The sequence below is a fragment of the Pseudomonas sp. RL_15y_Pfl2_60 genome (assembly GCF_963970595.1).
GTDB lineage: Bacteria > Pseudomonadota > Gammaproteobacteria > Pseudomonadales > Pseudomonadaceae > Aquipseudomonas.
Window position 1 is genome coordinate 79,320 of the sequence record NZ_CAXAOE010000008.1, and the last position, 13,326, is coordinate 92,645.

At 55.1% G+C, this 13,326-nt stretch carries 12 protein-coding genes and 4 tRNA genes; 8 read left to right on the top strand and 8 right to left on the bottom strand.

The window, feature by feature from the left end:
• Positions 1 to 21: 21 nt before the first annotated feature.
• Both AACY26_RS20450 and AACY26_RS20455 read right to left on the bottom strand, forming a co-directional pair.
• A complete protein-coding gene (locus AACY26_RS20450; protein ID WP_339516760.1) occupies positions 22 to 699 on the bottom strand; it encodes a glutathione S-transferase family protein in 678 nt (225 codons plus the stop codon).
• A gap of 40 nt (positions 700 to 739) precedes the next feature.
• A complete protein-coding gene (locus AACY26_RS20455) occupies positions 740 to 1,510 on the bottom strand; it encodes a hypothetical protein (RefSeq protein ID WP_339516762.1) in 771 nt (256 codons plus the stop codon).
• A 223-nt stretch (positions 1,511 to 1,733) separates the two neighbouring features.
• Between AACY26_RS20455 and AACY26_RS20460 the strand changes: the two genes are divergently transcribed.
• The 4 genes from AACY26_RS20460 (at position 1,734) to AACY26_RS20475 (ending at position 2,180) form a co-directional block, all read left to right on the top strand.
• Positions 1,734 to 1,809 (top strand) — tRNA-Glu (locus AACY26_RS20460).
• A 31-nt stretch (positions 1,810 to 1,840) separates the two neighbouring features.
• Positions 1,841 to 1,916: transfer RNA gene (locus AACY26_RS20465), tRNA-Gly, on the top strand.
• Between the two features lie 74 nt (positions 1,917 to 1,990).
• Positions 1,991 to 2,066 (top strand) — tRNA-Glu (locus tag AACY26_RS20470).
• 38 nt (positions 2,067 to 2,104) lie between these two features.
• Positions 2,105 to 2,180 (top strand) — tRNA-Gly (locus AACY26_RS20475).
• Between the two features lie 109 nt (positions 2,181 to 2,289).
• Here the strand turns inward: AACY26_RS20475 and AACY26_RS20480 are convergent.
• Together AACY26_RS20480 and AACY26_RS20485 are read right to left on the bottom strand one after the other, a co-directional pair.
• Positions 2,290 to 2,703 (bottom strand): PA2817 family protein, encoded by a 414-nt coding sequence (locus tag AACY26_RS20480; protein ID WP_339516764.1) that lies wholly within the window; start codon positions 2,701 to 2,703, stop codon positions 2,290 to 2,292.
• A gap of 88 nt (positions 2,704 to 2,791) precedes the next feature.
• Entirely contained in the window at positions 2,792 to 5,239 is a 2,448-nt protein-coding gene (locus AACY26_RS20485) for an acyl-CoA dehydrogenase (RefSeq protein ID WP_339516766.1), read from the bottom strand.
• Positions 5,240 to 5,784: 545 nt separating this feature from the next.
• On the opposite strand from AACY26_RS20485, the gene AACY26_RS20490 reads away from it, so the two are divergent.
• On the top strand, positions 5,785 to 6,717 hold the full coding sequence (locus AACY26_RS20490; RefSeq protein ID WP_339516768.1) for an ABC transporter ATP-binding protein: 933 nt from the start codon (positions 5,785 to 5,787) through the stop codon (positions 6,715 to 6,717).
• Positions 6,714 to 7,508 carry an ABC transporter permease gene (locus AACY26_RS20495; RefSeq protein WP_339516769.1) on the top strand — a complete coding sequence of 265 codons (795 nt, stop codon included), beginning with the start codon at positions 6,714 to 6,716 and terminating at the stop codon, positions 7,506 to 7,508. The genes AACY26_RS20490 and AACY26_RS20495 overlap by 4 nt, the downstream gene beginning before the upstream one ends.
• Before the next feature lie 70 nt (positions 7,509 to 7,578).
• Here AACY26_RS20495 and AACY26_RS20500 read toward each other — a convergent pair whose 3' ends face one another.
• Positions 7,579 to 8,583 (bottom strand): NADP-dependent oxidoreductase, encoded by a 1,005-nt coding sequence (locus AACY26_RS20500; RefSeq protein ID WP_339516770.1) that lies wholly within the window; start codon positions 8,581 to 8,583, stop codon positions 7,579 to 7,581.
• Between the two features lie 229 nt (positions 8,584 to 8,812).
• Here AACY26_RS20500 and AACY26_RS20505 point away from each other — a divergent pair, with 229 nt between their 5' ends.
• The gene (locus tag AACY26_RS20505; RefSeq protein ID WP_339516771.1) at positions 8,813 to 9,574 is read left to right on the top strand and encodes an SDR family oxidoreductase; all 762 of its coding nucleotides are present in this window, start codon (positions 8,813 to 8,815) and stop codon (positions 9,572 to 9,574) included.
• Positions 9,575 to 9,628: 54 nt separating this feature from the next.
• On the opposite strand, the gene AACY26_RS20510 is transcribed toward AACY26_RS20505, so the two are convergent.
• From AACY26_RS20510 to AACY26_RS20520, 3 genes are all read right to left on the bottom strand, one after another.
• Positions 9,629 to 10,822 (bottom strand): benzoate/H(+) symporter BenE family transporter, encoded by a 1,194-nt coding sequence (locus tag AACY26_RS20510; RefSeq protein ID WP_339516773.1) that lies wholly within the window; start codon positions 10,820 to 10,822, stop codon positions 9,629 to 9,631.
• Entirely contained in the window at positions 10,822 to 11,433 is a 612-nt protein-coding gene (locus AACY26_RS20515; protein WP_339516774.1) for a LysE family translocator, read from the bottom strand. Before AACY26_RS20515 ends, AACY26_RS20510 begins: the two co-directional genes overlap by 1 nt.
• A 141-nt stretch (positions 11,434 to 11,574) precedes the next feature.
• Complete coding sequence (locus tag AACY26_RS20520) at positions 11,575 to 12,009, bottom strand: MarR family winged helix-turn-helix transcriptional regulator (protein WP_339516775.1); 435 nt, start codon at positions 12,007 to 12,009, stop codon at positions 11,575 to 11,577.
• 81 nt (positions 12,010 to 12,090) lie between these two features.
• On the opposite strand from AACY26_RS20520, the gene AACY26_RS20525 reads away from it, so the two are divergent.
• Positions 12,091 to 13,257 (top strand): aminotransferase-like domain-containing protein, encoded by a 1,167-nt coding sequence (locus tag AACY26_RS20525; RefSeq protein ID WP_339516776.1) that lies wholly within the window; start codon positions 12,091 to 12,093, stop codon positions 13,255 to 13,257.
• The last annotated feature ends 69 nt before the right edge of the window (positions 13,258 to 13,326 follow it).

Genomic DNA, 13,326 nt, shown 5'->3' on the forward strand with positions numbered 1-13,326 from the left:
TTTATGTTGTTGGAGCGAGATTTAGCTAGGCTGTGCGACTTTGCTGGCCATTTTCGCCAGCATTGCGTGCTCTGCCGCTAAGACCGCCTGTAGCGAGCCAAGCGAGTAAATACGTGAGCAATGAGCGGCGAGCTTGGGCCAGCGACTGGCATCAATGCGTTCATCGCCGTGTTGCATATTCACCCATTGGCAGGTAATCGCCAGGTCGGCCAAGGTCAAGGCGTCGCCAACGAAGAACTGTTTATCGCCCAGTTGCTCCTCTAGGTAATCGAAATGCGGCGGCAGCTTTTCGTTCATCGTCTGGGCAATTGCAGTTTCATCGCTGGCCTTGCCCATGGATGTTTTCAGTACGCGGTTACGAAATACGCAAAAGGTGCTGAGTGGGGCGATTTCATAGTCAGCGTATTTTTCCAGCCAGCGCACCCGTGCCCGTTGTTCTGCATTGTTGCCGAGCAATGGCGTGCAGTCTGGATATTGCTCTTCAATGTACTGGCAAATCACGCTGGAGTCGGCGAGGCTAAAGTCGCCATCTTTGAAGGCCGGGATGCGTCCAAGCGGGTTGAGGTCCTTGTACCAGTCGGGCTGCTTGCCGAATGGAAGGATCATCTCAAGGTCATAATCAAGGCCTTTTTCCGCCAGAAACAAGCGAACTTTTCGCACGAAGGGCGAAAGTGGGGCGCCGTAGACGATCATGCTCATTGGGTTTCCTTATGCATTGGGTTGTTCGACACTTGCCGACCTAGTCGTAAATGTTCTTCTTTTTCCAATCTTCGTCACTGCCAATGTTTTCCAGGCCCTGATTAAGCTCACTGTTTTCATCAATAGGCGCTGGTGGCTGGTTCAGTACCAGGTTATTGGCGATCTGCAGTTGCTCCTGGAACTGCTTGAGTACGGCGCTATAGCGTGCGGGGTCGTTTTGCTTGCGCAGGTATTGGACGCCACGCTCGAATGCCAGGCGCGCCTGGCCGGCTTGGTTCTGTTGCAGGGCGCGCTGGCCGATATTGCCGAAATATTCGATATGCAGCTGGGTGAGCAGTGGGGGAATTTGTTGCAGCCATTGCTTGGCCTGCCCGGCAGGCAGGATTCCATCCTGGCCTGCACGGGTAATCTGGCTGTGCAGGTCTTCGAGGATAAACCGGGTTTGCTTGGCTTGCTGCTCGTTAAGGATCTTGACTGGCGGGTTCTTCACCGGAATTGACTCGCCCTGAGCAACCAATTGTTGAAGCTCGGTAATCGACTCCTTGAGCTTGGTATTGGCTTTATCCTTGGCGAGCAGTCGTTCGCTGTAGCTTTGCTGGATTTGGCTAAGCAACAACTTGAGGCTCGGTGACATCAGTTGGCCGGGCATGGACTCAGACACTTCGGCGCAGCGCCGTATGCGGTCATTGAGCTCGGCCTTGAGCCTGGCTTTCTCAAGTTTGCTATTTTCAACGGCATGATTGATGTAGGCGATTATTAGCAAAATGCCAATACCGCCTACTATCAACAGGGTAATCACGAGCGGGGACATCTATACGACCTCTCGATCACTTGGTTTTCTGCGAGTGTAGTGCCTTAAGTGATCAGCTGATAGCACAGTCGCATTTTTTGGTTTGAAGTTATTGATTTTAAAATATTTTTACACAGAGGTTGACGACTCGATCAAGGCTCCATAGAATGCGCGCCACTTCTTAGCGCAATGTCAGATGGCAAAGCACGGGAAGCCGGAGATAGAGTTGTTGATTCCGGGCTGCGTCCCCTTCGTCTAGTGGCCTAGGACACCGCCCTTTCACGGCGGTAACAGGGGTTCGAGTCCCCTAGGGGACGCCACTTTCAACAAGTGGCGTTGCAGATGTAAAATGCGGGAATAGCTCAGTTGGTAGAGCACGACCTTGCCAAGGTCGGGGTCGCGAGTTCGAGTCTCGTTTCCCGCTCCAGTTTAAGATGTGTTGCCCGGCAGGCGGCACAAAGGCTAGCCAGAGACAGCTCTGATTAGCCTGCAAAGTTCCAGGTCCCCTTCGTCTAGTGGCCTAGGACACCGCCCTTTCACGGCGGTAACAGGGGTTCGAGTCCCCTAGGGGACGCCATTTTGTTGTAAGCACTTCGCAAGAAGTGTGTTGTAAATGCGGGAATAGCTCAGTTGGTAGAGCACGACCTTGCCAAGGTCGGGGTCGCGAGTTCGAGTCTCGTTTCCCGCTCCAAATAAACAAAAAAGCCGCTCACTGAGCGGCTTTTTTGTGCCTGAAAATCAGCATCTTTCAAAAGCCCGCTCAATATTGTGTATTGGCGGGCTTTTGTCTGTCAGTGGGCTCAGTGCTTGCTGGAGGTCTGCGGTGACAGGGCGAGCAGGCGCTTCTCCTGGTTCCAATCAAAGGGTTCGTCATTTTCCATTGCTTCAAAGCGGCGCTCATCAAGCGTCTGGAACATTTCGATTTCTTCATCGGGCATGAAGTGCAGGCAATCGCCACCGAAGAACCAAAGCAGGTCGCGGGGGACCAGGTGGGCGATTTGCGGGTAACGATGAAATATCTGGCTGATCAGGTCCTGGCCAAGATACAAGCTGCTCTCGGTATCGACTGGCAGCAAGGCAATTAATTCGTCGTAGCGTTCTACGAACAGCGCGTGGCTATCGTCGAGAATTTGCTCGGCTTCACCCAGGGCGACCAGAATACCGCGCAATTGAGTGAGCAGGGCGAGGTGGTGATCAAGGTGGCTGCTGGTCATGGCGATAATCCTGAAAGTAAAACGGGCGCGGGAGTATAAAGCTCCGCGCGCCCGCTGTCCTGTTATGGACGATGGGTTGCTGTAATGCTTACCTGATTTTGCCGCGGCTGAGCTTGAGCTCATCCTTGGCAAAGTCATCGACATCAATGACCACACGCCGCGCTGCTTCAGCTTGTTGCAGGCTGGCGGCTTCTTCGGCTGAGAGCACGCCTGCCGCGAGTGCGGTTTCGATCAGGGTTTGCCCCGGCACTTCGTTAACTTCGCCAGCCTTGGCCGCTTTATGCAGTTTTTTCTGCAGCGGCTTAGCCTGCTCAAGCAGATCCATTGCCCGCTGCAAGGCCGCGACTGGATCTTTATCGGCGGTTGGTCGGTAGCAACCGGTGAGGATTTCTTCCAGCGCTGCATCGCCTTTGTTGCGACCGATGATTTCGGCAATTTCTGCATCAAGTTCATCACTTGGGCCACGGTGACGACGGCCTAGTGGGAATACCAGCACGCGCAGGGCGCAACCAAGGAACTTGTTAGGGAAGTTGCACAGCAGGTCATCCAGCGCTTCTTCGGCTTTGCTCAGGCTTTCTTCCATTGCCCAGCGCAGCATGGGTTTGGAGTGAGCTGAATAGTCAAGGTCGTGATAACGCTTGAGTGCGGCCGAACCCAGGTAGAGATTGCTCAAGGCATCGCCAAGGCGTGCGGAGAGGCGTTCACGGCGTTTCAGTTCACCACCCAACAGCATCATGCTCATGTCGGCGAGCATGGCGAACGCCGCAGACAGGCGGTTCAGTGCGCGGTAGTAAGGCTGGCTGAGGTTGTCGCCGGGTACGCTGCCAAGACGGTTCAGGGTCAGGCCCAGGACCAAGGTGCTGGCGGCGTTACTAATCGCAAAACCAATGTGCTGCATCAGCAGCGCATCAAACTCGATGAGCGCCTGGTCCTTGTCTTCACGGCTGGCCAGGGACATTTCCTTGAGCACGTAGGGATGGCAGCGGATCGCGCCTTGACCGAAGATCATCAGGTTGCGCGAGAGAATGTTCGCACCCTCGACGGTGATGAAGATCGGTGCGCCTTGCCATGAGCGGCCCAGATAGTTGTTAGGGCCCATGATGATGCCTTTGCCGCCGTGTACATCCATGGCGTCGCTGATGCAGTCACGGCCGCGCTCGGTCAGGTGATACTTGAGGATTGCCGAGAGAACCGATGGTTTTTCCCCGAGGTCGACGGCATTGGCGGTGAGGATGCGCGCACTGTCCATCATCCAGGCATTACCACCAATACGCGCCATGGCCTCCTGAATGCCTTCAAAAGCCGAAAGTGGCACGTTGAATTGCTCACGCACCTGGCTGTACTGCCCAGTCACCAAGCTGGTGAACTTGGCGGCGCCGGTGCCCACCGCAGGCAGTGAGATGGAGCGCCCGACCGAAAGGCAGTTCATCAGCATCATCCAGCCTTTGCCGAGCATCTCTTGTCCGCCGATCAGGAACTCAAGCGGAACAAACACATCTTTACCCGAGTTAGGGCCGTTCATGAAGGCCGCGCCCAGCGGGTAGTGTCGGCGACCAATCTCGACACCGGCGGTATCGGTCGGTACCAGCGCCAGGCTGATACCGAGGTCTTCTTCTTTACCCAACAGGTGGTCAGGGTCATAGGCTTTGAACGCAAGGCCAAGCAAGGTCGCGACTGGGCCCAGGGTGATGTAGCGCTTTTCCCAGGTCAGGCGCAGGCCGATAACTTCCTTACCTTCCCATTCGCCTTTGCAGATGATGCCGGTATCAGGCATGGCGCCCGCATCGGAACCAGCCAATGGGCCGGTCAATGCGAAGCAGGGGATGTCTTCGCCGCTCGCCAGGCGGGGTAGGTAATGGTTGCGCTGTTCGTCTGTGCCGTAGTGAAGCAACAGCTCTGCAGGGCCGAGCGAGTTGGGCACCATCACGGTCGAGGCAAGGTCACCGCTGCGGGTGGCAAGCTTCATTGCGACTTGTGAGTGGGCGTAGGCTGAAAAGCCTTTGCCGCCGTATTCCTTGGGAATGATCAGGGCAAAGAAACCGTGATCCTTGATGTGTTTCCAGGCCTTTTCGGGAAGGTCCATCTGCTGACCAATGTCCCAGTCAGTGACCATGGCGCAGAGTTCTTCGGTGGGGCCATCAAGGAAGGCTTGCTCTTCTTCGCTGAGCACTGCCTTGGGGTAAGCCAGCAGTTTGTCCCAGTCAGGGCGACCGCTGAACAGTTCGCCATCCCACCATACGGTGCCGGCTTCGATCGCATCGCGCTCGGTTTCGGACATGGGCGGCAGTACTTTCTGGAACCAGGCGAATAGCGGTGCGCTAAACAGCTTGCGGCGTAAGTCGGGTAATGCCAATGGCAGGGCGACTGCAAGCAGGATCAGCCATAGCACCGTCATAAGCGCGCCATGTGCGTGGCTGAAAGAGCCCATGACCAGCAGGTAAACGGCAACGCATGCCAAGGCGGGTATTGGTGAGATGCGGCGGTGGGCCAGATAAGCCACGCCAATCACTAAAACAATTAACCAGACTGCGAGCATTTAACGTCCTCCATGATGACGCCTGGGCGTCATGAGCTTAGCCATCACCTGTCAATAGATGACGAAATGAGCGGTGAGCTTGGCTTTCGTATTGTCACTTCAGCGTATTGATCCTACCGAGACTGGGCTCGCCAGGCCATTGGCAGGCGCTGATGCAGCAATACGTTAAAGCTAACCGCTTCATCGATAAAGACCACCCTACGCTAATTGAGTTCGCAGATCATGTTCAAGGTGTGACATCTGATGCTTGTCGGCGAGAAATTTACCTTTAAATGCGCAGCGCCTGGATGTATTTGCACTCGTTTGCGTGACCCCATTCAGGCAAGGCCTGACAGGGCCATTATGAAGCGCAGTAATAGTCACCATCAGGCTTGGGGGCTTTCTTCTTTATGGCACAGTGCTAGGCTGTGCGGGTGCCAATTTATTTCATTAAATTTCGACTGTTGCTTCGAGCCCATGCCTTTGGGCGGTAAACTTGTGCAGTCGCATCACGGCATAGCTTGTCTCTTTAACTCACTTTTTATTTTTGGGTGCGTGCATTCTTTATGACTACCGCTCTGTCCATTCGTCAACTTACAAAAACCTATGGCAATGGCTTTCAAGCACTCCACGGCATTGATCTGGATGTAGCTGAAGGCGATTTTTACGCATTGCTCGGCCCTAATGGCGCTGGCAAATCCACCACAATCGGCATTCTTTCGACCCTGGTGAATAAATCCAGCGGTACGGTCAATGTGTTCGGTTTCGACCTCGATAAAGACCCGGCTTCACTCAAGCGTTGCATTGGTGTGGTGCCGCAAGAGTTCAACTTCAACCAGTTTGAGAAAGTCTTCGACATTGTTGTCACTCAAGCCGGTTACTACGGCATTCCTGCGCGAATCGCCAAGGAGCGTGCCGAGCACTACCTCAAGCAGCTTGGCTTGTGGGAGAAGCGTGATGTAGCGTCGCGCGAGCTTTCTGGTGGCATGAAGCGCAGGTTGATGATTGCCAGGGCGTTGGTTCACGAGCCGCGCTTGTTGATCCTCGATGAGCCTACGGCTGGGGTTGATATTGAACTGCGTCGTTCTATGTGGAGCTTTTTGACCAAGCTCAATGAGCAGGGCATCACCATCATCCTGACCACTCACTACCTAGAAGAGGCCGAGCAGTTGTGTCGCAATATCGGCATCATCGATCATGGCCGGATTGTGGAAAACACCAGCATGCGCGAGCTGCTGCAAACCCTGCATGTTGAAACATTCCTGCTCGACCTGACGGCTTCCTTGCTGGTCGAGCCCGAGCTTGAAGGCTACCCGGTCAAGCTGGTTGATCATCACACCCTTGAGGTGCAGGTCGACAAGAATCAAGGTGTAACCGAGCTGTTCCGACAGCTTGCCGAGCAGAATATCGACGTCTGCAGCCTGCGCAATAAAAGCAATCGACTGGAGGAGTTGTTCGTCAACTTGGTCGAGAAGAACCTGGCCAAGGAGACCCTATGAACACCGAACACTTAAATTCAGAATTTGCCGCGAACATGGTTGCCCTGCGCACTATTGTGTATCGCGAAGTGCGTCGTTTTACCCGTATCTGGCCGCAAACCCTGCTGCCGCCAGCCATCACCATGGTCTTGTATTTTGTCATCTTCGGTAACTTGATTGGCCGGCAGATTGGCGACATGGGCGGATTCAGCTACATGCAGTACATAGTGCCGGGCCTGATCATGATGTCGGTGATCACCAACTCATATGGCAACGTGGTTTCGAGCTTTTTCGGCAGTAAATTCCAGCGTTCGATTGAAGAGTTGATGGTGTCCCCCGTGTCGCCACACACCATTCTGATCGGTTATGTAACCGGTGGCGTACTGCGCGGTCTGGCTGTGGGCTTTATTGTTACGCTGCTGTCGCTGTTTTTCACTGACTTGCAGGTTCACCACCTTGGTTTGACTGTATTGGTGGTGCTGTTGACTGCGACGATTTTTTCGCTGGGCGGCTTCGTCAATGCGGTATTTGCCCGCAACTTCGACGACATCTCGATTATTCCGACCTTCGTCCTGACGCCGCTGACATACCTGGGCGGGGTGTTCTACTCGATCAATCTGTTGCCGCCGTTCTGGCAGACCGTCTCGATGGCCAATCCGGTGCTGCATATGGTCAACGCCTTCCGATATGGCATTCTTGGCGTTTCCGATATTCGCATCAGCGTCGCTGTCGCCTTTATGCTGCTCGCTACAGCCGTGCTCTACCTGGTTTGCGTGCGCTTGCTGGTCAGTGGCCGCGGTATGCGCCAGTAACAGGATCACTGAAATAAAAAAAGCGGTGCTTGGTCGTCCTGCCAAGCACCGCTTTTTTGTGGGTGCAGGTTTAAACCTTGAGCACCAACTTGCCGAAGTTTTCGCCGCTGAACAGCTTGAGCAGGGTTTCCGGAAAGGTTTCCAAACCTTCGACAATATCTTCTTTTGACTTCAGCTTGCCGCTGGCCATCCAGCCGCCCATTTCTTTGGCGGCATCGGCAAACTGGCTGGCGTAGTCCATCACCACGAAGCCTTCCATGCGCGCCCGGTTGACCAACAGTGAAAGATAATTGGCCGGGCCCTTGACGGCTTCTTTGTTGTTGTACTGGCTGATGGCGCCACATATTACGATGCGTGCTTTCGGCGCGATCCGGGTCAGCGCGGTATCGAGGATATCGCCACCGACATTGTCGAAGAACACGTCGATGCCTTTCGGACATTCACGCTTCAGACCTGCTGCCAGGTCTTCATTCTTGTAGTCGATTGCGCCGTCAAACCCTAGCTCATCGACCAGTAACTTGCATTTTTTCTCACCGCCAGCGATGCCCACGACACGGCAGCCTTTGATCTTGGCGATTTGCCCGACAATGCTGCCAACGGCCCCAGCAGCGCCCGAGATCACCACGGTTTCTCCCGATTTAGGAGCGCCGACATCGAGCAAGGCGAAATAGGCCGTCATGCCGGTCATGCCTAGCGCAGACAGGTACAACGGCAGCGGCGCGCGGCTGGGGTCAACTTTATAAAAGCCGCGCGGCTCGCCAACGAAGTAGTCCTGTACGCCAAGTGCGCCATTGACATGATCGCCCACTTCGAACTTCGGGTTCTTCGAGGCGATGACCTCGCCAACACCCAAGGCACGCATCACTTCGCCCAGGCCCACCGGCGGGATGTAGGACTTGGCGTCGTTCATCCAGCCGCGCATGGCTGGATCGAGCGACAGGAAGGCATTCTTGACGACGATCTGGCCTTCAGCAGGTTCAGCCACTGGGGTTTCGACAAAGCTGAATGTATCGCGTGTTGGTGCGCCAACTGGGCGCTTGGCGAGCAGAAATTGGCGGTTGATTTGGACGGTCATGGCAATTTACTCATTGTTCGAAAACTAGGGTGATAGCGCGTCATGTGCCAATGAGCAACCTGCGCCTGAAAATCGAATGTAGGCCGATTTATCGAGGTGATAGTAGGTCTCAGTGTTTTATCACTATTTTTAATCCAGCAACTATGATGCTTTTGATAGTGCTGCCCGCCACCTTGGGTTCCTGACTAGACTCGATCATCAGAAATCTTCAATACAGGGGAATATGCACATGGGCTTTAGCTTCAGCGGTGAAGTTGCGTTGGTTACGGGGGCTGCGGCTGGCATTGGTCGTGCAACGGCGCTGGCATTTGCTGAGCAAGGGCTGAAGGTCGTGGTTTCCGATGTTGATAGTGCCGGTGGTGAGGCTACCGTTGAAATGATTCGCCAAGCCGGTGGCGAAGCTTTTTTCATCCCCTGTAATGTCACGCTCGACGCCGAAGTAGCGGCGCTGATGCAGCAGGTTGTCCAGTGTTATGGCCGGCTGGATTATGCATTCAATAATGCCGGTATTGAGATCGAGCAGGGCAAGCTCGCAGACGGCAGTGAGTCCGAGTTTGATGCGATTATGGGTGTCAACGTCAAAGGCGTTTGGCTATGCATGAAGCACCAGATTCCACTGTTGCTGGCTCAAGGTGGTGGCGCCATTGTCAACACCGCCTCGGTTGCCGGTCTTGGCGCAGCGCCGAAGATGAGCATTTACAGCGCGTCCAAACATGCGGTCATTGGTTTAACCAAATCGGCCGCGGTCGAGTATGCGAAGAAAAAGGTGCGGGTCAATGCCGTGTGTCCTGCGGTTATCGACACCGATATGTTCCGTCGTGCCTACGAGGCAGATCCACGCAAGGCTGAATTCGCTGCGGCCATGCATCCGGTTGGACGTATAGGAAAAGTTGAGGAAATTGCTGCTGCGGTGCTGTATCTGTGCTGCGATGAGGCAGGTTTTACCACTGGTCAGGCGCTGGCAATCGACGGTGGTGCAACCGCAATCTAGCAACTTCTAGAAGAGCCAAGCAGCCTTGCTCATCAGGCAAGGCTGCTTGGCAGGTTACTCGGCCTTGCGCCAATTCAAGATCACCAGCGTCATCAGGCCGGCGACGATTCCCCAGAATGCCGAGCCGATGGTGAACAGGGTCATGCCCGAAGCCGTCACCAGAAAGGTGATAAGCGCAGCTTCGCGTTCTTTGGGCTCGCTCATGGCCTGGGTCAGGCCGCCGATGATCGAGGCAAACAGCGCCAGCGCCGCAATCGACAGAATCAGTGCCTTGGGCAGTGCGGCAAAGAGCGCCGCCAAGGTCGCGCCAAAAATCCCGGCAATACCGTAGAACACGCCACACCAGACGGCGGCGGTGTAACGTTTACTTGGGTCTTCATGGGCCTCTGGGCCTGCGCATATGGCTGCGCTGATCGCTGCCATATGAATGCCGTGGGAGCCAAAGGGGGCCAGCAATATTGAGCAGATACCCGTGGTATTGAGCAACGGGGAGGCGGGCACGTCATAGCCATTGGCCCGTAAAACCGCCATGCCCGGCAGGTTTTGTGAGGTCATCGCGACAATAAATAGCGGTATGCCAATACTGATTGCCGCCGCAAGCGAAAAGCTCGGTGTGGTCCATTGCGGCGTCGCCAGCTTGAGTTCGAAGTGATCAAAGTTGAGCAAGCCAAACACCCCGGCTAATACGCAGCCAACAATCAATGCAGCCAGTACTGCGTAGCGCGGCATAAAGCGTTTGCCGAATAGATAAGCCAGTAACATGGTGACCACCAAGATTGGCTGCTGTTCGGCCGCCACACAGATCTCCAGGCCGATCTTAAACAGCACGCCCGCCAGCAATGCCGCGGCAATCGAGCCGGGTATGCGCCGCATAATGCGATCAAAACTGCCGGTCATACCGCAGATCACGATCAAGGCCGAGCAGATGATATAGGCGCCGATAGCTTCGCTATATGGCACGCCAGGCAGGCTGCTGATCAATAGCGCCGCACCTGGCGTTGACCAGGCGATCATGACCGGTGCGCGATAACGCAGCGATAAGCCGATGCAGCACACAGCCATGCCAATCGACAATGCCCAGATCCATGATGAGATCTGGCCGTTGCTCAGGCCGGCCGCCTGGCCTGCCTGGAACATCAATACCAGTGAGGAGGTGTAGCCGGTGAGCATGGCGATAAAGCCTGCAACCACTGCGGACGGCGAACTATCCGCCAACGGGCGTAGTCGGGCCTGGCTCGCGTGTGCCATTACAAAACTCCTTGAACGTCTGCAAATATTGGATAAAGCGATGCCGCTAAGAGCAGTGCCATGCTGATGTTAAATCCGCGCAACACTACTGGGTTACTGAGCCACTTGCGCAGCAGGCTTCCAGCTGCAGTCCAGACCCCAACGCTTGGGCAGTTTACTAGGGCGAACAGCGCCGCGATCAGCAGCACATTCAGCTCGAAGTTTTCATGCGGGGTGTAGGTGGTGATTGCGCCAATGGCCATTACCCAGGCTTTGGGGTTGATCCATTGAAACGCCGCAGCCTGGATAAAACTAAATGGCTTTGCACCCGGGTTTTGCCCCTCGGGCGCGCTGGAGTTAGCTATTTTCCAGGCCAGGTACAACAAATAGGCCGCTCCAGCAAAACGCAGGATGTTATAGAGCATCGGCACCTGCTCAAACAGCTGGCCCAACCCCAAGCCAACGGCAATCACCAGAATCATAAAGCCAATGCTGATACCAAACATGTGCGGCAAGCTGCGGCGGATACCAAAATTCACCCCGGAGGCCAGCAACATCATGTTGTTGGGGCCGGGCGTGACTGAGGTCACGAAGGCAAAGGCGATAAATGCGATAAGCAGTTCGGCGTTCATCAGGCTCACTCTATAGACAGATGCACTGGGCGTGATCGCAGCCGTGCATCCTGGGTTTACAGAGCCTAAATCCTTAGCTTGGTGACGTCGCGGTACAGCGAGGCAGCAAAATCGCCGATACAGTCGCAGGATTGGTGCGCTCTAGCGGTGCTTAGCCAATGCCTGATTGACTTGCATCCAAGCATTCATGGCCTCTTCACCGGTATCGCCAAGTGCACGTTGCAGCATTTTCGCTTGCTCGCGGCGCAGGGCCAGTTCGAGCTTTGCACCTTCGGCGGTGAAGGCCAACAGGCGTTTGCGCTTGTCATCCACTGAAGCCTGGCTTTCTACCAAGTGCATTTCAATCAACTGACGCAGCGGGATGTTAAGCGCCTGTTTGCTGACGCCGAGATAGTTGAGCAGTTCTTTCATGCTCAAGCCTGGATACATGGCGATAAAAAACAGAATGCGATGGTGCACGCGAGACAGTCCACGCCGTGCCAGCATTTCATCTGCCTTGGCGGTAAACGCCTGGTAGCCAAAGAAGAAAGCCTTCATGGCGGACTGCTGGGCGGCTAAGTTTTTAAGGTCAAACATATTGACGTATCTGCATGAGTGGGCGTAGTTTCGGTCAACAAGTTTGACTTACTTCCTCCAAATAATCACCTGGTGTATCCGATGGCCTTCTCTGAACGTATTGCCCGCCTGAAAAGCTCTTTGATTCGTGAAATTTTATCGGCGGCGCAGCGTCCCGAGGTGATGTCATTTGCCGGTGGTTTACCTGCTGAACCAATGTTGCCGAAAGTTGAGTGGGCGCAGATGCCAACCACTATTGGCCAATACGGAATGAGTGAAGGCGAGCCGGAGTTGCGTGAGGTCATCGCCGCAGAAGCCCGTGCCCTGGGTGTACCTTGCGATGCCAGCCAGGTATTGATTGTCAGCGGTTCGCAGCAAACTCTGGATCTGGTCAGCAAGCTGTTTATCGATCCGGGCACCGAAGTGTTGGTTGAGGCGCCAACCTATCTGGCGGCCTTGCAAGCTTTCCAGCTGTTCGGTGCCGATTGCATTGCGGTGCCGCAAGAAGCTGATGGGCCAGAAATTGCAGCTCTGCGCCAGCGCTTGGAAACCCACAAGCCCGCATTTGCTTACCTGATTCCAACATTCCAAAACCCATCTGCCGTTCGCTACAGCGAGGCCAAGCGTGATGCCGTAGCAGCGTTGCTTGATGAGTTTGGCGTAACCTTGATCGAAGACGAACCTTATCGCGAATTGGTGTTTGATCAAGGCAGCGCGACGCCTATCGTCAGCCGCTTGCAGAAGGCCAGCTGGGTCTACACCGGCACCGTATCTAAAACCTTGTTGCCGGGGCTGCGTGTTGGTTATCTGATTGCCACGCCGGATTTGTTTGCGCATTTGCTGCGTCTGAAACAGTCGGCGGACCTGCACACCAACCGTATTGGCCAATGGCAGGCGCTGCAGTGGCTGGGTAGCCAGCATTATCGCGATCACCTGGCGCAATTGCGTGAGTTTTACCGTGTGCGTCGCGATGCCATGCAGGTTGCACTGCTTGAGCACTTTGCCGACCTGGCTGATTGGGAGATCCCGCAAGGTGGGCTGTTCTTCTGGCTGACACTCAAGCAGCCACTTGATACGCGCACACTGCTGGCGCCAGCGCTGGCGCAGAACATTGCCTTTATGCCGGGCGAGCCTTTCTTTATCGATCCGGATCAAAACCCGGGGCACTTGCGCCTGAATTTCAGTCACGTCGCGCCTGAGCGTCTCAGTGAAGGTTTGCAGCGTCTGGCTGGTGTGATTCGTGTTGCGCAGACAGGTGCAGCTGCCTAAACGCAGCGCAGGGCGACGATTGAGGATTTGTGACCAAGCATAGCGAGGCTTAGGCCTCGCAGGATCAGG

What these genes read in the sequence shown, in the direction of transcription:
- AACY26_RS20480 (WP_339516764.1), bottom strand. Translation starts at nt 2,703, where the DNA reads ATGACCAGCAGCCACCTTGATCACCACCTCGCCCTGCTCACTCAATTG.
- AACY26_RS20515 (WP_339516774.1), bottom strand. Translation starts at nt 11,433, where the DNA reads ATGAACGCCGAACTGCTTATCGCATTTATCGCCTTTGCCTTCGTGACC.
- AACY26_RS20500 (WP_339516770.1), bottom strand. Translation starts at nt 8,583, where the DNA reads ATGACCGTCCAAATCAACCGCCAATTTCTGCTCGCCAAGCGCCCAGTT.
- AACY26_RS20490 (WP_339516768.1), top strand. Translation starts at nt 5,785, where the DNA reads ATGACTACCGCTCTGTCCATTCGTCAACTTACAAAAACCTATGGCAAT.
- AACY26_RS20520 (WP_339516775.1), bottom strand. Translation starts at nt 12,009, where the DNA reads ATGTTTGACCTTAAAAACTTAGCCGCCCAGCAGTCCGCCATGAAGGCT.
- AACY26_RS20505 (WP_339516771.1), top strand. Translation starts at nt 8,813, where the DNA reads ATGGGCTTTAGCTTCAGCGGTGAAGTTGCGTTGGTTACGGGGGCTGCG.
- AACY26_RS20510 (WP_339516773.1), bottom strand. Translation starts at nt 10,822, where the DNA reads ATGGCACACGCGAGCCAGGCCCGACTACGCCCGTTGGCGGATAGTTCG.
- AACY26_RS20485 (WP_339516766.1), bottom strand. Translation starts at nt 5,239, where the DNA reads ATGCTCGCAGTCTGGTTAATTGTTTTAGTGATTGGCGTGGCTTATCTG.
- AACY26_RS20450 (WP_339516760.1), bottom strand. Translation starts at nt 699, where the DNA reads ATGAGCATGATCGTCTACGGCGCCCCACTTTCGCCCTTCGTGCGAAAA.
- AACY26_RS20525 (WP_339516776.1), top strand. Translation starts at nt 12,091, where the DNA reads ATGGCCTTCTCTGAACGTATTGCCCGCCTGAAAAGCTCTTTGATTCGT.
- AACY26_RS20495 (WP_339516769.1), top strand. Translation starts at nt 6,714, where the DNA reads ATGAACACCGAACACTTAAATTCAGAATTTGCCGCGAACATGGTTGCC.
- AACY26_RS20455 (WP_339516762.1), bottom strand. Translation starts at nt 1,510, where the DNA reads ATGTCCCCGCTCGTGATTACCCTGTTGATAGTAGGCGGTATTGGCATT.